18 protein-coding genes are annotated in these 23,027 nt (G+C 68.8%); 9 read left to right on the forward strand and 9 right to left on the reverse strand.

The window, feature by feature from the left end; translation table 11 throughout:
• Nucleotides 1–17: 17 nt before the first annotated feature.
• Nucleotides 18–536: a molybdopterin-dependent oxidoreductase gene (locus ACE3SG_RS07395; RefSeq protein ID WP_374563693.1), complete on the reverse strand. Its 519-nt coding sequence runs from the start codon at nucleotides 534–536 to the stop codon at nucleotides 18–20.
• Nucleotides 537–649: 113 nt separating this feature from the next.
• Here ACE3SG_RS07395 and ACE3SG_RS07400 point away from each other — a divergent pair, with 113 nt between their 5' ends.
• Nucleotides 650–976: a hypothetical protein gene (locus ACE3SG_RS07400; protein ID WP_374563695.1), complete on the forward strand. Its 327-nt coding sequence runs from the start codon at nucleotides 650–652 to the stop codon at nucleotides 974–976.
• Nucleotides 977–1,001: 25 nt separating this feature from the next.
• Here the strand turns inward: ACE3SG_RS07400 and ACE3SG_RS07405 are convergent, their stop codons facing one another.
• Both ACE3SG_RS07405 and thpR read right to left on the reverse strand, forming a co-directional pair.
• A complete protein-coding gene (locus ACE3SG_RS07405; RefSeq protein WP_374563697.1) occupies nucleotides 1,002–1,787 on the reverse strand; it encodes a hypothetical protein in 786 nt (261 codons plus the stop codon).
• A 23-nt stretch (nucleotides 1,788–1,810) separates the two neighbouring features.
• Nucleotides 1,811–2,371 carry an RNA 2',3'-cyclic phosphodiesterase gene (gene thpR / locus ACE3SG_RS07410; RefSeq protein WP_374563699.1) on the reverse strand — a complete coding sequence of 187 codons (561 nt, stop codon included), beginning with the start codon at nucleotides 2,369–2,371 and terminating at the stop codon, nucleotides 1,811–1,813.
• Nucleotides 2,372–2,632: 261 nt separating this feature from the next.
• Between thpR and ACE3SG_RS07415 the strand changes: the two genes are divergently transcribed.
• Nucleotides 2,633–4,615, forward strand: a complete 1,983-nt coding sequence (locus ACE3SG_RS07415; protein ID WP_374563701.1) for an OPT family oligopeptide transporter — start codon at nucleotides 2,633–2,635, stop codon at nucleotides 4,613–4,615.
• A 67-nt stretch (nucleotides 4,616–4,682) separates the two neighbouring features.
• Here the strand turns inward: ACE3SG_RS07415 and ACE3SG_RS07420 are convergent, their stop codons facing one another.
• The 6 genes from ACE3SG_RS07420 to ACE3SG_RS07445 form a co-directional block, all read right to left on the reverse strand.
• Nucleotides 4,683–5,390 carry a glutathione S-transferase N-terminal domain-containing protein gene (locus tag ACE3SG_RS07420; protein ID WP_374563925.1) on the reverse strand — a complete coding sequence of 236 codons (708 nt, stop codon included), beginning with the start codon at nucleotides 5,388–5,390 and terminating at the stop codon, nucleotides 4,683–4,685.
• A gap of 146 nt (nucleotides 5,391–5,536) precedes the next feature.
• Nucleotides 5,537–7,570 carry an acetoacetate--CoA ligase gene (locus ACE3SG_RS07425; protein WP_374563703.1) on the reverse strand — a complete coding sequence of 678 codons (2,034 nt, stop codon included), beginning with the start codon at nucleotides 7,568–7,570 and terminating at the stop codon, nucleotides 5,537–5,539.
• A gap of 23 nt (nucleotides 7,571–7,593) precedes the next feature.
• Nucleotides 7,594–8,574 (reverse strand): RDD family protein, encoded by a 981-nt coding sequence (locus ACE3SG_RS07430; protein ID WP_374563705.1) that lies wholly within the window; start codon nucleotides 8,572–8,574, stop codon nucleotides 7,594–7,596.
• The gene (locus ACE3SG_RS07435; RefSeq protein WP_374563707.1) at nucleotides 8,571–10,379 is read right to left on the reverse strand and encodes an ABC transporter substrate-binding protein; all 1,809 of its coding nucleotides are present in this window, start codon (nucleotides 10,377–10,379) and stop codon (nucleotides 8,571–8,573) included. The genes ACE3SG_RS07430 and ACE3SG_RS07435 overlap by 4 nt, the downstream gene beginning before the upstream one ends.
• Complete coding sequence (locus ACE3SG_RS07440) at nucleotides 10,376–12,193, reverse strand: ABC transporter substrate-binding protein (protein ID WP_374563709.1); 1,818 nt, start codon at nucleotides 12,191–12,193, stop codon at nucleotides 10,376–10,378. Before ACE3SG_RS07440 ends, ACE3SG_RS07435 begins: the two co-directional genes overlap by 4 nt.
• Nucleotides 12,190–14,022: an ABC transporter substrate-binding protein gene (locus tag ACE3SG_RS07445; RefSeq protein WP_374563711.1), complete on the reverse strand. Its 1,833-nt coding sequence runs from the start codon at nucleotides 14,020–14,022 to the stop codon at nucleotides 12,190–12,192. The genes ACE3SG_RS07440 and ACE3SG_RS07445 overlap by 4 nt, the downstream gene beginning before the upstream one ends.
• A 138-nt stretch (nucleotides 14,023–14,160) precedes the next feature.
• Here ACE3SG_RS07445 and ACE3SG_RS07450 point away from each other — a divergent pair, with 138 nt between their 5' ends.
• The 7 genes from ACE3SG_RS07450 to ACE3SG_RS07480 all read left to right on the forward strand — a co-directional run bounded on the left by ACE3SG_RS07450 (nucleotide 14,161) and on the right by ACE3SG_RS07480 (nucleotide 23,024).
• Complete coding sequence (locus ACE3SG_RS07450; protein WP_374563713.1) at nucleotides 14,161–15,099, forward strand: ABC transporter permease; 939 nt, start codon at nucleotides 14,161–14,163, stop codon at nucleotides 15,097–15,099.
• Complete coding sequence (locus ACE3SG_RS07455; RefSeq protein WP_374563715.1) at nucleotides 15,096–16,148, forward strand: ABC transporter permease; 1,053 nt, start codon at nucleotides 15,096–15,098, stop codon at nucleotides 16,146–16,148. Before ACE3SG_RS07450 ends, ACE3SG_RS07455 begins: the two co-directional genes overlap by 4 nt.
• Nucleotides 16,149–17,846: an ABC transporter ATP-binding protein gene (locus ACE3SG_RS07460; protein ID WP_374563716.1), complete on the forward strand. Its 1,698-nt coding sequence runs from the start codon at nucleotides 16,149–16,151 to the stop codon at nucleotides 17,844–17,846.
• Nucleotides 17,846–18,316: an N-acetyltransferase family protein gene (locus ACE3SG_RS07465; RefSeq protein WP_374563717.1), complete on the forward strand. Its 471-nt coding sequence runs from the start codon at nucleotides 17,846–17,848 to the stop codon at nucleotides 18,314–18,316. Before ACE3SG_RS07460 ends, ACE3SG_RS07465 begins: the two co-directional genes overlap by 1 nt.
• A gap of 325 nt (nucleotides 18,317–18,641) precedes the next feature.
• Nucleotides 18,642–19,925: a solute carrier family 23 protein gene (locus ACE3SG_RS07470; RefSeq protein ID WP_374563719.1), complete on the forward strand. Its 1,284-nt coding sequence runs from the start codon at nucleotides 18,642–18,644 to the stop codon at nucleotides 19,923–19,925.
• A gap of 96 nt (nucleotides 19,926–20,021) precedes the next feature.
• Nucleotides 20,022–21,800 (forward strand): adenylate/guanylate cyclase domain-containing protein, encoded by a 1,779-nt coding sequence (locus tag ACE3SG_RS07475; protein WP_374563721.1) that lies wholly within the window; start codon nucleotides 20,022–20,024, stop codon nucleotides 21,798–21,800.
• Between the two features lie 69 nt (nucleotides 21,801–21,869).
• Nucleotides 21,870–23,024, forward strand: a complete 1,155-nt coding sequence (locus ACE3SG_RS07480; RefSeq protein ID WP_374563723.1) for a phosphatase PAP2 family protein — start codon at nucleotides 21,870–21,872, stop codon at nucleotides 23,022–23,024.
• The last annotated feature ends 3 nt before the right edge of the window (nucleotides 23,025–23,027 follow it).

Genomic DNA, 23,027 nt, shown 5'->3' on the forward strand with positions numbered 1-23,027 from the left:
GGCCTCCGCCGTTCTTGTCACTGCACCTCGATCTTGCACAGCGCCCAGACGAACTTGACGCCGGCGGCTTGCGTCTGCAGCTCGGGGTGCTGGTCGCGCGGGTAGGCGACGAACAGCGGGCCGTGCTTCGTGTCGGTGATGCGTTGGCCGTCCTTGGTGTGGGCGACCAGCGGGCCGTAGGTGGCCAGGTCGGTCAGCGGGATGATCGCCGCGAAGCCGTCGTGCGCGACGGCGCGCAGCTTGGTGGCCGAGGGGTCGACGCCGGCGGCCTTCAGCACCTCGGCGATCGTCGGGCCGGTCCACTCGGCCACCGGTGTCCATTCGGAGCCGGTCTTCAGCTTCTTGGTCGGCAGCTTCAGCAGCTCGGCTTCGCTGTAGCGGTAGCTCGCGCTGGCCTTGTCGTTGAAGTTCTTGATCTTGCCGCTCACGGCCAGCATGGCGCCAGCCGGGCATTCGGTGCTGTCGGCGGCGTGGGCCGGGCTTGCCGCGAGGGCCATGAGCGTGGCGAAGGATGCTGCCGCGTGCGTGAAGGTCATCTCGTTCTTCCTGCGTGGTGCCGGCTGGTGGTGCCGCGGCGATTCTAGGCAGCGACGACGAGGTGCCGCTAACCTTGCCGGTCCACTCAAAGTCAACGGGGTTCACGACGCTCATGAGCAACACATCGCACATCGCCCGACGAAGCTTCCTCGCCATCCAGCCCGATGGCCAGTCCATCCGCGTGACTGTTCAGATCGGACTGCCGTACGAGGTGGCCAGCGAGGAATGGGCCGTGCCGGTGTCGATGGAGGGCCTGCATGATCGCCTCGGTGACCTCCATGGCCTTGATTCATGGCAAGTGGTTCAGCTGGCGTTCGAATTCATCGTCCAACTGCTGGAGCATTTCGTGCGTGGCGGCGGCAGCCTGTGCTGGCTCGACACCCACGATCGATTCGATCCCGCGGATCTGCTGCCCGGGCAAGGCGATCGCGCGGGCTAGCATGCCAAAGCCGGACTCGTTGGTGTCAGCGCCCTATCGACCGCACTTCTATTCGGCCAAACGGGACGCCAGTCGCCCTTTGCATGTCACGGAGCTTGTGCGATATCGACGTTACCTTTGCGGGGTGCACCTCCAACCAACGAATGAGGTGTACCGGCACGAAGAATGCGAGTGACGCAGCGAGCAGCCTGTCCGATGGGTCGAACCTTCCCGAGGTCTCGCATCGATTGACCATCCCCTGCAGGACGCCAGCAAGTAGCTCGCGTTGCTGCTTTGGCGAAGCACCTTCCAGCGGCATCAATGAAGAAGGTCCTTCAAGTCGCCACTCGCGTTCCCAGGAGTGCGCAGCTGTTTCGCAAAAGCGGAGTTCATGGATGAACCGCAGCCAGGACCGGCGCACCGGGTAGCCGCGCAATTCTCTTGCGGACGAGATCAGCATTGATTGGAGCCGATTGGCCATGTCGTCGCCAGCTGGGTCAAGTATCGGACGGTGCTCTGGCGCAAATCGGTCAAAGATGTGCGCCAAACGCTGCACATCGCTACCTTGCGGATCCAAGTAGCGAACTTGATGGACCTCTCGCCCCGCAAACGCCCGCTTATCGATGGCGACTCCAAATTTCCCGAAGTGCTTCAAGAACCTGTTGGCATTGTTGCCCCCAGGCTCGCAAAAGCAGACCATGCTGGTACCTTGGCCTTCCAGCACCCGGCCCCGCGCGACGACGTCAAGTACCCCATTTGAATGCTCCGTGAAGAGGAAGCCATAGCGCAGCATCGATAGAAGATCTGCTTGGCTATCGGTGTAGTGGACCAAGACGGGCGGAAGCGGCTGTGACATTACGTCGCCAGTTCGGCACGAAAGCGCTGCAGCACGTGGTACCCACCGGCCGATTCGGCCAGCACGTAGCCGTCGTCGGCGCGCCAGCGCACGGTCGGCGGCGGCGCGGTGCCGGCCGGCAGCGCCGCGCCGCTGCCATGGCGGGCCAGCGTGACGTGGGGGCGCAGCGGTCGCGCCTCGACCGGCAGGGCGAGGGCGCGCAGCGCGTCGCCCAATGCCGTGTGCAGCGCAGCGAGCGCGGCCGGCGTTTCGCCGCGGGGCTGCAACACCGGGATGCCGTGGTGCCAGACGGTGAAGTCGTCGAGCATCAGCTCGAACGGCGTGAATGCTCGCGCAAGGCCCTGGTGCAACGCGGGCAGCCGGGCCCGCGGCACGTTGCCGATGAAATGCAGCGTCAGGTGCAGGTGGGCCGGTGCCGTGAGGCGAGCGTTGGAGGGCCAGCGCAGCGCCTGCTGCCAGGCCTCGATGGCGCGCCGCGTCGCTGCGTCGGGCCAGAGCGCCAGGAACAGGCGGGCGGGGTCGCGGGGCAGGCCGGGCGGCGCGGGCGGGTGGGGGCTCATCAGGGCGATTGAACCGCGTCTGCCGGGCCGGCGCCAGCCGCGGGCCCGCCGCCGGCGGCGCCGCCGGGCGCCATCCGGGCTGGCCTGCCCCTGGAATCTCCCCGGGCCGCCGGTCACCCGGGGCTGACACAATCCGCGCCGGATTCGGGCCGCCCTCGGTGGCCCTTCGGCTATTTCGGCCTGGTCGACCCACAAGGCTTGACCAGTCACCCGGGCCAACCGGCGCCCGCCGGCGGCCCCCATACCTGCACGACCGACACCATGGCACTGCAACAACTGACCGAAGAACAGATACGCACCTGGACCCGCCGCGAGAAGGACGAGTGGTGGTTGAAGAACGTCTACCGCGGCGACATGGCGCAGCTGACGTTCCGCTCGGGCCTGACCGGCTTCCTGCTCGGCGGCGTGCTGGCCGCCACGGCGCTGTACATCGCCGCCAAGACCGGCATCACGATCGGCGTCGGCCTGACCTCGGTGATCCTGGCCTTCGCGATCTTCCGCATCCTGCACGGCGCCGGCATGGTGCAGGACATGACGATCCTGGAGAACAACTGCACCCAGTCGATCGCCACGGCGGCCGGCTACACGGTGACGGCGCTGAGCTCCAGCCTCGGCGCCTACATGCTGGTCACCGGGGTCATCATCCCGTGGTGGCAGATGATGATCTGGATCGTGCTGATCGCCTGCATCGGCGTGCTGATCGCGTTCCCGATGAAGCGCCGCTTCATCAACGAAGACCAGCTGCCCTTCCCCGAGGGCCGCGCCAGCGGCGTGGTGCTTGATGCGCTGTACCACGGCGCCGCCGGCGCCGGCATGTTCAAGGCCCGGCTGCTGGGCGTGGTCGCGGTCGGCACCGCCACCTGGCAGGCGCTGGTCAGCGATGGCTGGATGAAGCTGATCCAGTTCAAGATCCTGCGCATGGACCAGTGGGCCGGCATGAAAGAGCCCTGGGTGGTGCAGGAGCGGCTGGACACCTACTACTACCAGGCCCAGGGCGCGGCGCTGAAGATCCTGGGCACCGACATCCGCGTGCTGGGCCTGCGCCTGACGCTGGACGCAGCCATGCTCGGCGTCGGCGGCCTGATGGGCATCGCGGTGGCCACCAGCTGCCTGCTCGGTGCCTTCATCAACTTCGTCGTGCTGGCGCCGATCATGATCGAGCGCGGCGACATCGTGGAGCGTGTGCTGGCCAGCGGCAAAGTGGTGCCGATCTCGCGTGCCGAGATCGTCAACCAGTGGTCGCTGTGGTGGGGCGTGGCGATGATGGTCGCCGGCGCGCTGGTCGGCCTGCTGGCCAAGCCCGAGCTGTTCACCTCGGCCTTCAAGTCACTCAAGGGCACCGGCACCAACAAGGCCGTCACCGCCGGGCCCGACCCGCTGAAGGACATCGAGCTGCCGCTGTGGATGAGCTGGGTCGGCGTGCCGGTGCTGAGCATCCTGGGCGCCTATGTCGCCCACCTCTTCTTCGGTGTGCCGATGTATCTGGCGCTGGTCTCGCTGCCGCTGATCTTCGTGCTGACGGTGATCTGCACCAACTCGATGGCGCTGACCTCGTGGACGCCGACCGGCGCGCTGTCGAAGATCACGCAGTTCACGATGGGGGCGATCGACAAGACCAACCCGGCCAGCAACCTGCTGCCGGCCGGCATGACGGCCGAGATCGCCGCCAACGCGGCCAACCTGCTCTCCGACATCAAGCCGGGCTACATGCTGGGCGGCAAGCCGCGCCACCAGGCCGCCGGCCACGTGATCGGCCTCGTCGCTGGCGTGGCGGCCTGCGTGCCGCTGTATTTCCTGCTGTTCCTGCCGCCGGACGCGAACGGCGTGCGCTCGACCGCCACCATCATCAGCGAACAGTTCGCGATGCCCGGCGCGCTGCAATGGAAGGGCGTGGCCGAGATCATCGCCAAGGGCTTCGGCGGGCTGCCGGTGTCGGCGCTGATCACGATGGGCGTGGCAGTGGCCGCGGCGATCGCGATCGAGCTGGCGCGTGTCTTCACCAAGGGCCGCTTCCCGCTGTCGGCGGTGTCGATCGGCCTGGGCGTGGTGCTGCCGCCGGAATCGACCTTCGCGATGTTCGTCGGCGCGCTGATCTTCTGGCTGATGGGCCTGAAGCACAAGACGCCCGGCACACGCAAGCACGTGATCTGGGTCGAAGGCGCCGAGCCGATCTGCGCCGGCCTGATCTCGGGCTCGGCGCTGATGGGCATCGGCAACGCGATCCTGAATGTGCTGATCAGCTGACGGGCACGTTCCACTGACCGAAGAAAAGCGGCGCCTGGGCGCCGCTTTTTTGTTCTGGCGCGCCGGGTCAGGCCGCCGGTGCCGCCGGGATCAGCAGCCCGCGTGCGACCGCCGGCCGCGCGACGAAGGCTTGCAGCACCCGCTGCACGTTGACGAAGTCGGCCATGCCGACCAGCTCGCCGGCGCCGTAGAAGCCGCCGAGGTTGCGCACCCACGGGAAGGTGGCGATGTCGGCGATGGTGTACTGGTCGCCCATGATCCATTCGCGGCCGGCCAGGCGCTGCTCCAGCACCGCCAGTAGGCGCCGCGATTCGGCCACGTAGCGATCGCGCGGGCGCTTGTCTTCGTAGTCCTTGCCGGCGAACTTGTGGAAGAAGCCGACCTGGCCGAACATCGGCCCGATGCCGCTCATCTGGAACATCAGCCACTGCAGCGTTTCGTAGCGGCCGGCGGCGTCTTTCGGTTGCAGCTGGCCGGTCTTGTCGGCCAGGTACTGCAGGATCGCGCCCGATTCGAACAGCGCCAGCGGTGCGCCCCCCGGGCCGTTGGGGTCGATGATGGCCGGGATCTTGTTGTTCGGGTTGAGCGACAGGAAGGCCGGCGAAAGCTGGTCGTTGGTCTCGAAGCCGACGCGGTGCACCTCGTAGGGCAGCCCGGTCTCTTCGAGCATGATCGAGACCTTGACGCCGTTGGGCGTGGGCAGCGAGTACAGCTGCAGGCGGTCGGGGTGGCTGGCGGGCCACTTGCGGGAGATCGGAAAGTCGCTGAGCGTCATCGTCATCGGGGGTGGTCCGTCGGCATGCCAAACAGCCGCCGATTCTGGCGATGCACCGTCCGCACCGTGCGGCCGCGGCGATAGACCGCCCGCCGGCTGTGGCCTTGGCGCGCGGCGCCTGCAGCGCGGCCCGTTTGGTGCTCGCTTCAGCCGGCCGCCAGCGCTGCTCGCCGGCGAGCGGCGAAGTCAACGAACCAATCGACCGCCGCCGCGTTGGCCATCGCGTCGCGGTTCATCACCTTGGCCGGGTCGGCGCCCTGCAACAGCTTCTTGACCGGCAGCTCCATCTTCTTGCCGCTCAAGGTGCGCGGGATCGCCGGCACCGCGAAGATCTCGTTAGGCACATGGCGCGGCGACAGCGCCTGGCGGATCTCGGCCACCAGCCGCTTCTTCAAGGCGTCGTCGAGCGCCACGCCTTCGCGCAGCACGACGAACAGCGGCATGTAGCTGTCCTGGCCGAGGTATTCGAGGTCGACCACCAGGCTGTCGAGCACCTCGGGCAGCGCCTCCACCGCGCGGTACAGCTCGGCGGTGCCCATGCGCACGCCGTGGCGGTTGATCGTCGCGTCGCTGCGGCCGTAGATGACGGCGCCGGTGGCTTGCTCGTGCGGTGTCAGCCGGATCCAGTCGCCATGGCGCCAGATGCCGGGGTACATGTCGAAATAGCTGTCGTGCAGGCGCTGGCCGCTCGCGTCGCCCCACAGGTACAGCGGCATCGACGGCATCGGCGCCGTGCAGACCAGCTCGCCGACCTCGTCGACCAGCGGCCGGCCACGGCCCGACGCATCCGGTTCGCTCCACGCTTCGACCGCGGCGCCGAGGCAGCGGCACTGCATCTCGCCGGCCACCAGCGGCAAGGTCGGCAGGCCGGCGACGAAAGCGCCGGCGAAGTCGGTGCCACCCGAGATGCAGGCGATCCAGATGTCGCGCCCGTCGACCTGCGGCAGTTGCTGCCAGATCCAGCGGTAGCTGTCGTCGGCCAGCGGCGAGCCGGTCGAGCCGACGGCGCGCAAGGCCGACAGGTCACCCAGCGCCTGCGGTTGCACGCCGGCCTTGAGGCAGCCGGCGTAGAACGCCGCGCCGGCGCCGAAGAAGGTGCAGCGCGACATCGCCGCGAAGCGCCACAAGGGTGACCAGTCGGCCGTGCCGTCGCACGATGCCGGCGAGCCGTCGTACAGGCCCACCGTGGTGCCGCCCAGCAAGCCGCCGACCTGGCAGTTCCACATGATCCAGCCGGTCGAGCTGTACCAGAAGAAGCGGTCGCCGGTCTCGACCGACGCGCCGAGGTTGTTGTGCAGCGTGCCGCCCTTCAGCGCTTCGAGCACGATGCCGCCGTGGCCGTGCACGATCGGCTTGGGCAGGCCGGTGGTGCCGCTCGAATAGACGATCCACAGCGGGTGGTCGAACGGCAGCCACTCGGGCTCAACCTGTTCGGCGCCCTGGATCAGCGCGGCAAAGTCGTGCCGCGCCACGTGCGGCGGCGGGGCCTCGGGCGCCCCGCCCAGCACCGCCACGTCGACCACATGCTTCAGCGTCGGCAGCCCGTCCAGCAACTGCGCGACCAGCGCGCGCCGGTCGTGCGCCTGGCCGCCGAAGCGGTAGCCGTCGGCGGCGAAGATCAGCGTCGGCTCGATCTGGCGAAAACGGTCCAGCACCGCCACCGGCCCCATGTCGGGCGAGCAGACCGACCAGACCGCGCCGATGCTGGCCGCGGCGAGGAACGCGATCACCGTCTCGGGCCGGTTCGGCAGCAGCGCGACGACACGGTCACCGCGCTGCACGCCGAGCCGTTTCAAGGCCGCGGCCAGCGCGCCGACCTGCTGCCGCAGCGTGGGCCAGGGCAAGGTGTGCAGCGCGCCCGCCACGAGCCCGGGCTCGTCGGTCCAGACGATCGCCGGGTGGCCCGCCGCGTGGGCCGCGTCGGTGTGGCGCAGCACCTGGCGCGCGTAGTTCAGCTGGGTGCCGGGGAACCACCGGGCACCGGGCATGCGGCGCTCGGCCAGCGCAGCGTCGGGTGGGGTCGGCGACTCGATGTCGAAATAGTCCCAGATCGAGCGCCAGAACGCGTCGAGCTCGGTCACCGACCAGTGCCACAGGTCTTCATAACGCGTGAACTGCAGGTCACGCGTGTCGGCCAGCCAGCGCTGGTAGGCGCTGATGCGGGGTTCGGGCACGTTCATCGGCACCTCGGGGTCGGTGGGGGTCAGGGGATCAGCGGCGGGGTCGGGTCGGTGGGGGCGGTGGGGGCCGGTGGGGTGTCCCCCGCCGGTGGTCGCGCCGGTTGCCGCTCGTCGATGACCACGGTGTGGGCCGCCTTGTCTTGCAGGCCCTGGCGGTTCGGGTCCCACAGCAGCTGCACCAGCCCCAGGCCGCCGGTGGCCATGCCGGCCAGGTAGCCGCCGAAGCGCTTGAAGCTGAGCAGTGGCGTCATCGGCTTGCCGGTGATCTCGACCACCCGCAGGCCGAACAGCCGCTTGCCCAGCGTTTGGCCGCGCCACCAGGTCGGCAGCATCGTGAAGTACACCAGCGACCAGCCGTAGCTGACGCCGAAGTCCAGCCCCAGGCGGCGCAGCCGTTCGCGCCAGTTCTCGGCCTTGGCGGCTTCTTCGGCCGCTTGGCGCTCCTTGGCCAGCTGGCGTTGCAGCCGCTGCACTTGCGCCTGCAACGCTGCGGTGGACTCGGCGGCCGACGCCGAAGCGGCTGAAGCGACCGACGCCGGTGCGGCGATGCCGTGGGCCGCCGAGGCGCCGGGCGCCGGTGCGAGCAGGGCCGCGATCACCGCGTCGTCATCGGCGTCGTCGTCGGCCGCCGCCTCGCGGGCGGGGCTGTCATGGCCGTCGCCGCGCAGCGTGTCGACCACCTCCTGCACGCCGGCATAGGCCAGCAGCGCGACCAGTGCCCACGCCGCCACCGTGCGCCACGGCGAGGGCCCTTTGCGGCGCACGCGGGCCCGCTCGGCCGCGCCCAGCCCACACGCCGCCAGCAGCCAGAAATTGGTCAGCGACGACACGAGGCCGATCGCGGCCAGGTCGACCGCCATCGCCAGCAGACGCCGCTGCGGGCGCGCCAACGGCTTGCCGAGCAAACCGGGGGCAACGTTCAGCTCTTCGGGCGTGACCCAGCGGCCGAAGTCCGGGCCGCCGGGCCGGGCTCGCAGCGCCAGTGCGCGCCACGACGCGCTCATCGGGCCTTCGCGCCGGGGGCCGGGGCGATGTCGACGTACTGCCACCAGTCGACCCAGAACAGCGGCCGCCGAAAGCCCTGCACCTCGCGTTGCGCGAGGTCGGTGATCAGCGTGTGAAAGCGTGCGCGGTACGGCATCCACGCCACTGCCAGGCGCTTGGCCTCGACGAACGCGGCCTCGCGCTCGGGCCCGTCGGGCAAGGCGGACAGGCGCTGGTAGACGGCGTCGAACTCGGGCCGCTTGAAGCGCGCCATGTTCTGCCCGCCGATCTGGCTGCCGTCGTAGCGTTGCAGCGCGCCTTGGCTGTCGGGCGAGGCCGAGACATTGCCCACATGCCAGATCTGGAAGTTGCCAGCGCGCGCGGCCTTCAGCAGCTCGGGCCACTTGCCAGGCTTGAACTCGACCCGGATCTGCAGCGCCTTCATGTCGCGCTGGTACTGCTCGGAGATCTGGCGCGCGCGCTGGTCGGTCTCGATCGACCACTGCAGCACCAGCGGCGAGCCATCGGGCCGGTCGCGCCAGCCGTCGCCGTCGTGGTCGGTGTAGCCGTACAGATCGAGCAGCGCCTGCGCACGCGCCGGGTCGTACTCGCTCATCTCGCTCTTGAACTCCGGGTCGAACGACAGGGTGTTCGGCGCGATGGGGCCCTGGGCCAGCACACCCTGCCCTTTGTGCACCAGGCGGATCTCGCGCGCCACGTCCAGCCCGAGCGAGATCGCCCGCCGCAACGCCACCTTGTCAGGCGTGTAGCCGCCGACCACCGGGTCGTCGAGGTTGAAGAAGGTGGCGTAGATGTCGGCCCGCACCCGGCGCCAGCCCTGCACGCCCTGCTTGGCCAGGTTCGGTGCCACATGCCCGTTGGGCATCGCCAGGCTCGAATACTCGGGCGGCACCTGCTCGATGAAGTTGTGCTGGCCGTTCAGAAAGGCCAGCCAGCGCGGCTGGTTCTCTTCGATGATCGAGACCTCGACCCGGTCGACCATCGGCAGCCGCCGGCCCTTGAAGCGCGCCAGGATCGCCTGGCCCTCGGCATCGTCGGCGGCCGGCTCGGCGTCGTAGAAACGCTCGCGGTAGTCGGGGTTGCGCTCCAGCGCGATGAAGCTGGCGCGGCGCCACCGCACCAGCTTGAACGGCCCGGTGCCCACCGGGTGCTCACCCACCTTGTCGCCATAGGCCTGGGCGACTTCGCGCGCGAAGCCGCCGAGCAGGTCGCTGGCGGCCAGAAACTCGATGAAGCGTGGCCGCGGCTCGGCCAGCTTGAAGCGAATCGTGTAGCGGTCGAGTGCGCGCAGGCCTTCGACCGGCGCGTCGTAGTCGAAGGGCTTCTTCTGGTCGAGGCTGCGTTGGCGCGCCTCGGCCAGGCCGAGCAGCTTGTAGCTGTCGACATAGCCCCAGACGGGGCTCTTCAGCGCCGGGTCGGTGAAACGCTTGATCGCGTAGACATAGTCCTCGGCCACCAGCTCGCGCTTCTTGCCATTGAAGGCCGGGTCGTCGGCGAAGTAGATGCCGGGCTGCACGCGCACGGTCCAGGTGCGCCAGTCGTCGCTGTGCTCGGGCAGCGCCTCGGCCGTCAGCGGCTTGAACTTGGCCGGCCGCGCCAGGTGGTCGTAGGTGTAGAGCGCCTCGAAGATGTGGGCCGTGACGATGCGCGAGTAGATGTCGTTGATCTGGCTCGGGTCGAAGCTGGTCTCGGCCGTGCGGAAGGCATAACGCAGCACCTTGGGCGCCGCGCCGTCGTCGGCCCGCGCGGGCCCGATCAGCAGCGCCAGCAGGCCCGCGAGCGCGACGTGGACAAGGCGTTTCATGGCGAGGTGGCGCGGGCGCGCAGGTCGAGGTCGATGTCCATGTACTGCCAGCTGCCGCGCAGGTAGGGGTGGCGGCGGTAGCCGATGACCCAGGGCTGCATCACGTCGTTGACGATGCGATGGGCCGAGATCTTGTAGGGCATATAGGCCACGCCCAGCCGCTTGGCCTGGTGGATCAGCGCGTCGCGCTCGGGCCCGTCGGGCAGCACCGATTGGCGCTCGAACAGCGTGTTGTAGGCCGGCAGGTCGAAGCGCGCGTGGTTCGACTGGCCTTTGTTGGGCCCGTACATCAGGCCCAGCAGGTCGCTCGCGTCGGGCACAGTGGCGCTCCAGTTCAGGCCCCACATCATCAGCTTGCCGGCGCGCGACGATTTCAGCTGCTCGGGCCACTTGGCGATCCTGAACTCGATGCGCACGCCCAGCGCGTCCATCGATTTCTGCCACACCTCTTGCAGCATGCGCGACTGCTGGTCGGGCGAGGCCGCGTACTCGATCAACAGCGGCGAGCCGTCGGGTTGCTCGCGCCAGCCGTCGCCGTCGCGGTCGGTGTAGCCGTACAGGTCGAGCAACGCGCGCGCCTTGGCCACGTTGTGCTCGCTCATCTCGCTCTTGAACGCCGGGTCGTAGCCCGCCATCTGCGGCGGCACGATCGCCTGCGCCGGCATGCCCTGACCCTTGCGCACCTGCATGATCTCGCCTTGCACGTCGTAGGCCAGTCCCATCGCCCGGCGCAGCGCCACCTTCTCGGGCGTGTAGCCGCCGACGACCGGGTTGTCCATGCCGAAGTAGCTGTACGAGATGTCGACGCCGATCGCTCGCTCCAACTGCAGGCCGCGCTTTTTCAGGTTCGGCAGCAAATGCCCGCCGACCACCACCGAGGTGGTCAGCTCGGGCGGCAGGCGCTCGATCCAGTCGTGCTCGCCGTTCAGGAACGCCAGCAGGCGCGGCTGAGACTCCTCGACGATCGAGACCTCGACCCGGTCGATCAGCGGCAGGCGCCGGCCCTTGAGCCGCGAGGCAATCGCCTGCGAGCGCGGGTCGTCGGCCGGCGCCTGGGCGTCGTAGTAGACCTCGCGGTAGTTCGGGTTGCGCTCCAGCGCGATCAGCGACGAGCGCCGCCATGCGGCCAGCCGGTAGGGGCCGGTGCCCACCGGGTGCTCCATCGCGTGGTCGGGGTCGGCCTCGATCACCTCGCGTGCCACCGCGCCGGTCATCGCCGCGTCGGCGAACTGGTAGGCCAGGCGCGGCATCGGCTCGGCCACCGTGACGACGAAGGTGTAGCGGTCGAGCGTCTTCAGGCCCTCGACCTCGGTGTCGTAGTTGAAGGGCGTCTTGTCTTTCAACGTCTTCGCGCGCAGCTCCGACAGGCCCAGGATCTTCGCGTTCTCGAAGTTGAACAGGTTCGGGCTCTTCCAGCGCGGGTCGTAGTGGCGCTTGATCGAGTAGACGTAGTCGGCCGCGACCAGCTCGCGCTTTTTGCCCTGGAACACCGGGTCGTCGGCGAAGTAGATGCCGGGCTTGAGCCTGAAGGTGAAGCGGCGAAAGTCGGCCGAGATCTCGGGCAGGCCGACGGTGGTGCCGGGGCGCAGCGCGACCGGCCGGGCGAGGTAGTCGTAGGTCAGCGGCGCATCGAAGATGTTGGCGGCGATGACGCGCGAATACACGTCGCTGAGCTGTGCCGGGTCGAAGCCGCTTTCAGCGACCGGGAAGGCGTAGCGCATCACCTTGGGCGGTGCGTCGGCGAGCGCGGCCTGTGCGCCGGTCAAGACCCCCAGCGCCAGCACGGCGCCGCGAAGAACTGCAGCAAATGTCATGGGGAAACGGTCGGTGGGGCCACGTCGACGAAAGCGTGGAAGGGCCGCAAGAAAGGATGGGGGCGAAAGCCCAGCAGCCGCGGCCAGTGCAGGTTCACCTGCAGCCGGTGCACATGGGCCTTCATCGGCAGGTAGGCCAGCAGCAGGCGATTGGCTTCGGTCATCACCGCCTGGCGCTCGGGGCCGTCGGGCAGCTCGCCCTGGCGCTCGAACAGCGTGTTGAAGGCCGGCAGGTTGAAGCGCGACAGGTTGTCGCCGCCGATCGCCGGGCCATAGCCCAGGCGCAGGAAGGTGCCGCCGTCGGGCGCGTCGGCGTTCCACGACAGGAACCAGATCATCAGCTTGCCGGCGCGGGCGGCCTTGGCCTGGTCGGCCCAGTTGCCCAGCGTGAACTCGATGCGCAGGTGCAGCGCGCGCATGCGGCGTTCCCACAGCTCGTTGAACGGGCGCAGCGATTGGGCGCGGTCGGTGTGGTACTGAAGCACCAGCGGCGAGCCGTCGGGCCGGTCGCGCCAGCCATCGCCGTCGCGGTCGGTGTAGCCGTACAGGTCGAGCAACGCGTTGGCGCGCCCCGGGTCGTAGGTGCTCATCTCGGTCTTGAGCGTCGGGTCGTAGCCGAAGGTCGAGGGCGGCACGATGCTCTGCGCCGCCAGCCCCAAGCCTCGGCGCAGCGCGCGGATCTCTTCGTCGTTGTCGTAGCCCAGCCCGATGGCGCGCCGCAGCGCCACCTGGGCCGGGCCGTACCCGCCGATCACCGGGGCGTCCATGTTGAACACGGTGTAGACCACGTCCGGCCGTGCCAGGCGTTGTGCCTGTACGCCCTGGCGCCTCAGGTTGGGCGCGAGCTTGCCGCCGGGGTACGCCACTGGCGCATAGGTGGCCGGCAGGTTGATCACATCCAGATCGCCTTGCAGGAACGCCAGCCAGCGCGGCTGGTCTTCGTTGATCAACGCGATCTCAACCCGGTCGACCATCGGCAGCCGGCGCCCGCGCAGCGTGCGGGCGATCGCCTCGGCCTCGGCGTCGCCGGGCGTCGGCGTTTCGTCGTAGAACTGCTCGCGGTAGCCGGGGTTGCGCGCCAGCACGATCTGCGAGCCCTTGCGCCAGTCCGCCAGCACGAAGGGCCCGGCGCCGACCGGGTGGTCGCCGATCGTGTCGCCGTAGTGCTCGACCACCTCGCGCGCCACTGGCGCTGCGGCCACGATGCCGGTCAGGTTGAAGACAAAGCGCGGGTCGGGCGTGTCGAGCCTGAAGCGCAGCGTGTAGCGGTCGATGGCCTTCAGCCCGTCGACCGGCGCGTCGTAGTCGAGCGGGGTCTTCTGGTCGAGCGCGCGCTGGCGCAGTGCGTTCAGGCCGGTCAGCCCGAGCGCGGCAAAGGTCGGCAGCTGCGGGCTCTTCCAGCGTGGGTCGAAGATGCGCTTGATCGCATAGACCACGTCGGCGGCCACCACCTCGCGCGGCTTGCCGCCGAAGGCCGGGTCGTCGGCGAAGTGCACGCCGCTTTTCAGCCGCACCGTGTACTCGCGCCAGTCGGCGCTGGCCTCGGGCAACGCCGCGGCCAGCTGCGGCTTGACCTTCACCGGCCGGGCCAGGTAGTCGAAGCGGTACAGAGGCTCGAAGATGCTGCCGGCCACCTCCTGGCTGTAGATGTCCTGCAGGCCGGCCGGGTCGAGCGTGGTCGCGTCGCTGAGCATCGCGTAGCGCAGCACCTTGGGTGCCGGCGCGCCGGCTGGCGCCGCGCAGGGCGCAGCTGCCGGCGACAACGCCAGCGCGATCAGAAGACAACGAAGAAATGAGGCCCGTCGCAGCACCGGGCAACGATAGTGCATCGATCCGCCGCCGGGCATCGGGGGATGCGATCAAGCGCCTCCAAAATGCGGGGCAAACGCCGAGCAAAGTGCGGCCGACACGCCCCTACACTCGCGCATCTTCACGAAGCGAGTCCCTGCGAAGGGATATCCCCCGACATGGCGGCCTATGTGATCCGGCGCCTGTGGCAAATGGTGCCGACCTTGTTCGGCGTCGTGCTGCTGGTGTTCGTGTTGTTCAAATTCTTCGGCGGCGACCCGGCCGAAATCCTGGGCGGGCTCAACGCGACCCCGCAGCAGGTCGATGCGATCCGCGAGCAGCTCGGGCTGAACAAGCCGTGGTGGGTGCAGCTGGGCATCTTCTTGAAGCAGATCGCGACCTTCGACTGGGGCAAGAGCTGGGCCACCAACGAGTCGGTGGCGAACCTGTTCGCCACCCGGCTGCCGGCCACGCTGACGGTGATGACGCCGATCCTGCTGCTGGACACGCTGCTGGCGATCCCGATTGCGCTCGGCGTGGCCTATGTGCGCGGCTCGCTGACCGACCGCGCGCTGATGGTGGCGACCACGGTCGCGCTGTCGATCTCGTTCCTGGTCTACGTGATCGTCGGCCAGTACGTGTTCGGCTTCCAGCTCGGCTGGTTCCCGGTGCAGGGCTGGAGCGATTCGACACTCACCAACCTCGTCACCTACGTGCCGCTGCCGGTGCTGCTGGCGGTGGCGGTGGGTGTGTCGCCGCAGACGCGGCTGTACCGCAGCTTCTTTCTCGACGAGCTGGGGCAGGACTACGTGCGCACCGCGCGCGCCAAGGGCCTGGGCGAAGGGCCGGTGCTGTTCAAGCATGTGCTGCGCAACGCGCTGATCCCGATCCTGACCAACATCGGCCTGACGCTGCCGGGGATCTTCGTCGGCTCGTTCCTGATCGAGGTCTTCTTCTCCATTCCCGGCCTGGGCCGCGAGGTGCTGCTGGCGGTCAACCGCAGCGACTACCCCGTGATCCAGGCCGTCACCGTCTACCTGGCGATGCTGACGATGCTGATCAATCTGGGCACCGACCTTTTGTACAAGGTCGTCGACCCGCGGGTGGTTCTCAAATGAGCGCAGTCATGGGCACGGCGGGCATGGCGCCCGCACTGGAACGTTCCGAAGGCGTCTGGCACGCCGCCTGGCGGCGCTTCAAGGGCGATCGGCTGGGCGTCGTCTGCATGGTCATCGTGCTGGCCTTTCTGCTGCTGATCGCGGCGGCCGCGGTGGGGCTGGTGGCCAGGCATTGGCAACAGGAAGTGGGTGTGCCGAACGCGCCGCCAACGCTGCTGGGCCCGGCGCCGCCTGAGGCCACCGGCGCGATCGAACAGCCCAAGGGGCCGAACGTCGACATCAGCGACATCGACCCGCTGGCGCCGAAATACAAGGAATGGGCCGAGCGCGCCAAGCAGTACCAGACCGCCGACACGGTCAAGGCCGAGACGCTGCCGCTGGGCGGTGACCGCCTCGGCCGCGACGTGTTGTCCAAGGCCGTCAAGGGCACGCAGATCTCGGTCTTCGTCGGCGTGCTGGCGGCCGTGGTGGCCACGCTGATCGGCACGCTGCTTGGCGCGCTGGCGGGCTTTTTCGGCGGCAAGGTGGGCGACTTCCTCGAGTGGCTCTACAACGTGTTCACCGCGATCCCCGACATCCTGCTGATCTTCGCCTTCGCCGCGGTGTTTGGCCGCGGCATCGGCACGGTGGTGGTGATCCTCGGGCTGGTCGGCTGGACGGGGCTGTATCGCCAGGTGCGCGCCGAGTTCATCAAGCACCGCACGCGCGAGTACGTGCGGGCGGCCGAGGCGATCGGCGCGTCGACCACCTCGCGCATGTTCCGCCACATCCTGCCCAACGTCAGCCACGTGATCCTGGTGCGCATGAGCCTGCTGGTCGTCGGCTTCATCAAGAGCGAGGTGATCCTGTCGTACCTCGGCCTGGGCGTGCCGGTCGACCAGGTCAGCTGGGGCACGATGCTGGCCGATGCCCAGGGTGAGCTGATCCTGGGCTACTGGTGGCAGCTGGCCGCGGCCACCGCGTTCATGGCCACCTTCCTGATCGCCTTCTCGCTCGCCGCCGATGCCTGGCGCGACGCGCTGGACCCGAAGCTGCGGGGGATCGAGTAAATGACCAGTCTTTTGTCGATCCAGGACCTGAAGGTCGCCTTCCGCATGGGGCAGGTGCACGGTGTGGTGCAGCGCGCCGAAGCGGTCGGCCGAGGTGATGCCGGCGTCAGCTTCGACGTGGCCGAACACCAGACCGTTGCGCTGGTCGGCGAGTCGGGCTCGGGCAAGAGCGTCACCGCGATGTCGATCGTCAACCTGCTGCCCGACAACGCTGAGCGCTCGGGCCGCGTGCTGTGGCGCGGCAACGATCTCTTGCAGGCCGACCGCGCCCACCTGCGCGCGCTGCGCGGCCGCGAGATCGCCTGCGTGTTCCAGGACCCGATGTCCTCGCTGAACCCGGTCTTCAGCATCGGCGAGCAGCTGATCGAGCCGCTGGTCACGCACCTGGGCCTTCGCCCTAAGGCCGCGCTGGCGCGGGCCGAACAGCTGCTGGTCGAGGTGGGCATCCCCGAGCCGGGGCGGCGGCTGAAGGCCTACCCGCACGAGCTGTCGGGCGGCCAGCAGCAGCGCGTGATGATCGCGATGGCGCTGGCCTGCGAGCCCAAGCTGCTGATCGCCGACGAGCCCACCACCGCGCTCGACGTGACGATCCAGCGCCAGATCATCGAGCTGCTGGCCCGGCTGAAGGCCCAGCACGGCCTGTCGGTGCTGTTCATCAGCCACGACCTGGCGCTAGTCGGCGAGATCGCCGACCAGGTGGTGGTGATGCGCCAGGGCACGGTGCGCGAGCGGGGCCCGGTGGCGCAGATCTTCAACGACCCGCAAGACGCCTACACCCGCGCCCTGCTGGCCTGCCGGCCGAGCCTGGGCGAGCACAACCCGGCGCGGCTGATGGTGATCGACGACCACATCGCCGGCCGCTCGGCCCACGGCGTGGCCACCGCCAAGAACCCCGACGCGCCGGTGGTGCTCGAGGTCAAGGCGCTGGCCAAGAGCTTCTGGCTGAAAGAAGGCCTGTTCGGCAAGCGCGAGTTCAAGGCGGTGCGCGACGTCAACTTCCGCCTGCGCCGCGGCCACACGCTGGGCGTGGTTGGCGAATCGGGCTCGGGCAAGACGACGATGGGGCTGACGCTGCTGCGCCTGCACGAGCCGACCGAGGGCGAGGTGCTGTTCGACGGCCGCAACCTGCTGACGCTGCGCGACGCCGAGCGCCAGGCAATGCGCCGCCGCATCCAGATCGTGTTCCAGAACCCCTATGCCTCGCTGAACCCGCGCTTCACGATCGGCCAGACGCTGGTCGAGCCGATGACGATCCACGGCATCGGTGCCGACGTGACCGAGCGCGAGCAACGGGCCCGCGAGCTGCTGGGCAAGGTCGGACTCGACGACCGTGCGTTCGGCAAGTACCCGCACGAGTTCTCGGGCGGCCAGCGCCAGCGCATCGCCATCGCGCGCTGCCTGACGCTGAACCCCGAGGTGCTGGTGCTCGACGAAGCGGTCAGCGCGCTCGATGTGTCGGTGCAGGCCCAGGTGCTGAACCTGCTGCGAGACCTGCAGGACGAGCTGGGCCTGGCCTACATCTTCATCAGCCACGACCTGGCGGTGGTGCGCTTCATCAGCGACGAGGTGCTGGTGATGAAAGACGGCGAGGTGGTCGAGCAGGCCGATGCCGAGACGATCTTGCGCGCACCGCAGCAGGCGTACACGCGCAAGCTGATCGGCGCGGTGCCCAGGGGTTGGCAGCCCGAGACCGCCTGATGGCCCGGATGCAGGTGCGGCCGATCGCGGCCCACGATGCCGCCGAGGTCGACACCGTCATCCGACGTTGGCATGGCACCAATGTCGACAGTTATTGGTACAACGACACGCACCAGAACCACACGCTGGAAGGGGCCCGCGCCTTCTTCTTGGCCGAGGTGCTGCCGACCTGCGAGGTGCTGGTGGCGCTGGTCGACGGCGTGCTGGCCGGCATGACCGCGCTGCAGGCGCCGTGGATCATGCAGATGGCGGTGTTCGCCGAGTACCGCCGGCACGGCGTCGGTAGCGCGCTGCTGGCGGCGGCGCGGGCACGCTCGCCCGCCGAGCTGCGCTTGTTCACCTTCCAGCGCAATCACGCCGCGCGTGCGTTCTACGAGCGGCACGGCTTCATCGCTCAGCGCCTGGGCACCAGCCCGGCGCCCGAGAACGAGCCGGATGTCGAATACGCTTGGTTCAGCGCGCCGCATTGAGGCGACGCTGAACAAGTCCCTCGCGGGCCGCGCATCCCTGCTTTGGGCGGTCTGCTGCGTTGCAAATCCTCGCCATAGCACAAGCTATGGCTGTGGTTTGCGCCTTGCAGCCCATCCCAAACCAGGGCGCGCAGCCTCGCGGGGACTTATTCAGCGTCGCCTTGACGCGCTGCGCGGCATGACCGGCTGACGCCGGGGCGATTGCACCAGGCGCTGGCGAAAGCCCCGAGTCGTGCCCTGGGGGGCGCTGTCTACACTGCCGGCGGGCCTGGCACACACCGTGCAAGGCCCCACCGACACGCGAGCTTCCCAAGGAGAACGATTCATGAGCCTGCTGCCGACCTGGCGCGAAGTCCCGGCCCGAGCCGGTGCCGTCGTGGCCCCCGACGAACGATTGCCCTGGCCGCAGACCGTGGCGCTGGGTGTGCAGCATGTGATCGCGATGTTCGGCGCGACGGTGCTGGCGCCGATCCTGATGGGGTTCGACCCGAACGTCGCGATCCTGATGTCGGGCATCGGCACGCTGATCTTCTTCGTCGTCGTCGGCGGCCAGGTGCCGAGCTACCTGGGCTCCAGCTTCGCCTTCATCGGCGTCGTGCTGGCGGCCACCGGCTACGCCGGTGGTGGGCCCAACGCCAACATCGGCGTCGCGCTCGGCGGCATCATCGTCTGCGGGGTGATCTATGCGCTGATCGGCCTGGGCGTGATGTCGGTCGGCACCAAGTGGATCGAATCGCTGATGCCGCCGGTGGTGACCGGCGCGGTGGTCGCGGTGATCGGGCTGAACCTGGCCGGCATCCCGATCAAGAACATGGCGCCGACCGATTTCGACAAGTGGATGCAGGCGGTGACCTTCGTCTGCATCGGGCTGGTGGCCGTGCGCACCAGCGGCATGCTGCAGCGGCTGCTGATCCTGGTCGGGTTGATCCTGGCCACGGCGATCTACGCGGTGCTGACCAACGGGCTGGGCTGGGGCACGCCGATCAACACCGCTGGCATCGCCGCGGCCGCGTGGGTGGGTGCACCGCATTTCGCGGCGCCGGTGTTCGACGGCCGGGCCATCTTGCTGATCGCGCCGGTGGCGATCATCCTGGTGGCCGAGAACCTGGGCCATGTGAAGGCGGTCGCCGCGATGACCGGCCGCAAGCTCGACCCGTACATCGGTCGCGCGTTCCTCGGCGACGGCATCGCGACCATCGTCTCGGGCAGCGCCGGCGGCAACGGCGTGACGACCTACGCCGAGAACATCGGCGTGATGGCGGCGACCAAGATCTACTCGACCGCGATGTTCGTCGTCGCCGCGCTGATCGCGGTGCTGCTGGGCTTCAGCCCCAAGTTCGGCGCGCTGATCCAGAGCATCCCGCTGCCGGTGATGGGCGGCGTGTCGATCGTCGTCTTCGGCCTGATCGCGATCGCCGGCGCCAAGATCTGGGTCGACAACCGGGTCGACTTCTCGAACAACACCAACCTGATCGTCGCCGCGGTCACGCTGGTGCTGGGCACCGGCGACTACACACTGAAATTCGGCGGCTTCGCACTCGGCGGCATCGGCACCGCCACCTTCGGCGCGATCGCGTTGCACTGGCTGTTGAAGAAGAAGCCCCGCTGAGCGCCGGCGGGGCTGCACGCCACCCATTCACTGGTGGCGTGACGGGAGGGCGTCGTACAGAATAAGGATTACATCCAGATACGACGGGAGCAGGATGTGACCGATCCATCCGAGGTGCACGGCCCAGTGGTCCGCACGGCGCGCACGGTGCTGGTGGTTGACGTCGTCGAATACGTCCGGCTCATGGAGCAGGACGAACAGGGCACGGCGCAACGCTGGCAGCTGTTCGTCGACGAGGTGTTGAAGGTCTTGCTGCCCCGCCACGGCGGGCGACTGGTCAAGAGCACGGGGGATGGGTTGGTGGCCGAATTCGAGGCCGTTCCCCCTGCCATCCAGTCCGCCCACGACATGCTCCAGTCCATCGCCCGGCTCAATGCCAGCCAGCCGCCCGAACGGGCGATGTGGCTGCGCTGCGCCGCCACCGTCGGCGACCTGTACGCCAACGACATGGACATCCAGGGTCGCGCCGTCAACCTCGCGTCGCGGCTGGCGGCGCTGGCCTCGCCGGGCGACATCGTCGTGTCGGCCGAGGTGCGCGACCGGCTGGTGCCGGGGCTCGATGCCGAGCCCGAAGACCTGGGCGAGTGTTACCTCAAGCATGTGCCGCAGCCGGTGCGCGCGTACCGCCTGGGCCACTGGGTCGACCGCCCGGCGGCCAACGTCGACGCGCAGGCCGACCCGCTGCGCGCCGGCGTGGCGGTGCTGCCGTTCGCGGCGCGGGTGGCGGCGGCCGAATACGCCGCGCTCGGCCACCTGCTGGCCGACGAGGTGGTCAGCGGCCTGAGCCGCGCCGAGCACCTGCACGTCATCTCCAGCCTGTCGTCCGGCGCCGCGGCCGACCGCGGCCTGGGCGTGGCCGAGCTGGGCCAGGTGCTGCACGCGGCCTACCTCGTCGCGGGGTCTTACCTCGTGGTCGGCTCGGTGGTGCGCCTGCATGTCGAGCTGGTCGAGTCCGACACCCAGACCGCCGTCTGGAGCGACGACCTGACGGCCCGGCTGGACGACGTGCTGCTGGGCCACGACGCCATCGTGCCGCGCGTGGTCGCCCAGGTGGGCGCGACGATCTCGCAGCAGGAGCTGGCCCGCTCGACCGGCCGACCGCTGCCCAACCTGCAGAGCCACCAGCTGCTGATGGCCGGCATCGGGTTGATCCACCGCTCGTCGCGGCAGGATTTCGAGCGCGCCCACGACATCCTCGAGCACCTGGCGCAGCGCCACTCGCGGCTGCCGCAGCCGTTTGCCTGGCTGGGCAAGTGGCACGCAATGCGGGTCGTGCAAGGCCTGTCGGACAACCCCGAGCAAGAAGCGCAACGTGCGCTGGACCGCGCCCACCGCGCGCTCGACGCCGACGCCAACAGCAGCCTGGCGCTGACGATGATGGGCCTGGTGCACGGCTTCATGCTTCGCGACCTGGACGCCGCCGAGCGCGACTACGCGCAGGCGCTGCAGGCCAACCCGAACGAGGCGCTGGCGTGGCTGTACACCGGCACGCTGCGCGGCTGGCAGGGCCGCGGCGACGAGGCGTTCGCCGCCGCGACCAAGGCGCTGGCCTTGTCGCCGCTGGACCCGATGAAGCCCTATTTCGATTCGCTCGCGGCCTTCTCGGCGCTGACCGCGGGCCGCCTGACCGAGGCCCGCGGCTGGGCCCAGGCTTCGCTGCGGGCCAACCGCCTGCACACCGCCACCCACCGCACGCTGGCGATCGCCCAGTGGCTCGGTGGCGATGTCGCAGCGGCGCGCTCGACCATCGCCGAGATGATGAAGGTCGACCCGTCGTTCAGTTGCGCCCGCTACCTCGAGCGCTTCCCCGGCGGCCAGACCCCGATGTCGCGTGACTACGCGCGCATCCTGCGCGACGCGGGCGCGGCCCACTGAAGCCCCAACGGCCAAGGCCCGGGCGCCAGGCGTCCGGCCGCGGCCCGTCCAACACGGAAGGGATGATCCATGGCTTTCCTGACCAGCCACACGAGCCACACCAGTCATACGAGCCACACCAGCCACACGAGCCATGCGGACTACGTCAGCTATTCGGGGCAGGATGCGAGCCCGCTGCTGGCCGAGGGGCTGATCGCGTCGCAAACCGGCTTGAACCATTGGGAGCTGGACGGCCAGCGGCGGCCGTTGTTTGCCAACCCCATCGTTGAAGATCGAAAGGGCTTTGGGGGCAAAGACCAACTCATCACCAGCCCGCGGCGTCGATTCTTCGAGATGGAGGCAGAGCCCCGGGCCTATGTCTGTCATGCCGAATTGATGACCCTGCTGGACATCGACAGCACCGTGGACACCAGCAGTGCGGACGTTGTCGCAGAGGCCAAGCTGGTCCTTCGCAACAAGGCACGCCCGACGCTGCTGACTTTGCAGCGGCCCACCTACAAGCTCTTTCGTGCGCAGCTGGACCTGGTGCACGAGATGTCGAAAGAGCGCAGGGAGCGCTATGTCGAGATCCTGCCGCAGGTCTACCCGGCGCATGCGTGGTGGGCCCAGGTGGTGGGCCTGCGGCCGGACCGGCACCGCATGACCTTGGAGTTTCTGGACGCGGCACTGAACTTCACATGCAGCACGGTGTTCCGCCTCAAGCAACTGTTTGCCTGCCCGCGTCCCTTCGAATACACGGGCGATCTGCAGCCGATGCTGATGACGCCAGGCCACGACAGCTGGCCCAGCGGCCACGCCACTGAGTCGTTCCTGATCGCGCGAGTGCTCGATAGCTTCGCCAGGCAGGACGACGCCCGGGCGAAAGTTGACGCGGCCTTGTTCGAGGTCGCCGCGCGCATTGCAGAGAACCGCGAGGTCGCGGGCCTGCACTTCCCCGCCGACAGTGCGGCCGGCCGCATCCTGGGCGACACCCTGGGCCGGCTCGTGTTGTGGCACAGCGCGGGCGGGCAGGCCAAGGTCGAACTCAAATCGCGCGAGTTCCTGCCGTCGAAGTTCTACGCCAACGACACCGAGCCGAGAGCGAAGCCGCACCTGCCGAATGAAGTGAGCGACTTCGACAAAGACTACGGTGGCACGACGTTGACCGACGTGGTCGACCCGCCAGTGCCCACGCAGCCCTACATGCAGTGGCTGTGGGAAAAAGCCCAGCAGGAATGGGCGTGAACC

The sequence above is a fragment of the Ideonella sp. genome (assembly GCF_041914305.1).
Classification (GTDB): domain Bacteria; phylum Pseudomonadota; class Gammaproteobacteria; order Burkholderiales; family Burkholderiaceae_C; genus Ideonella.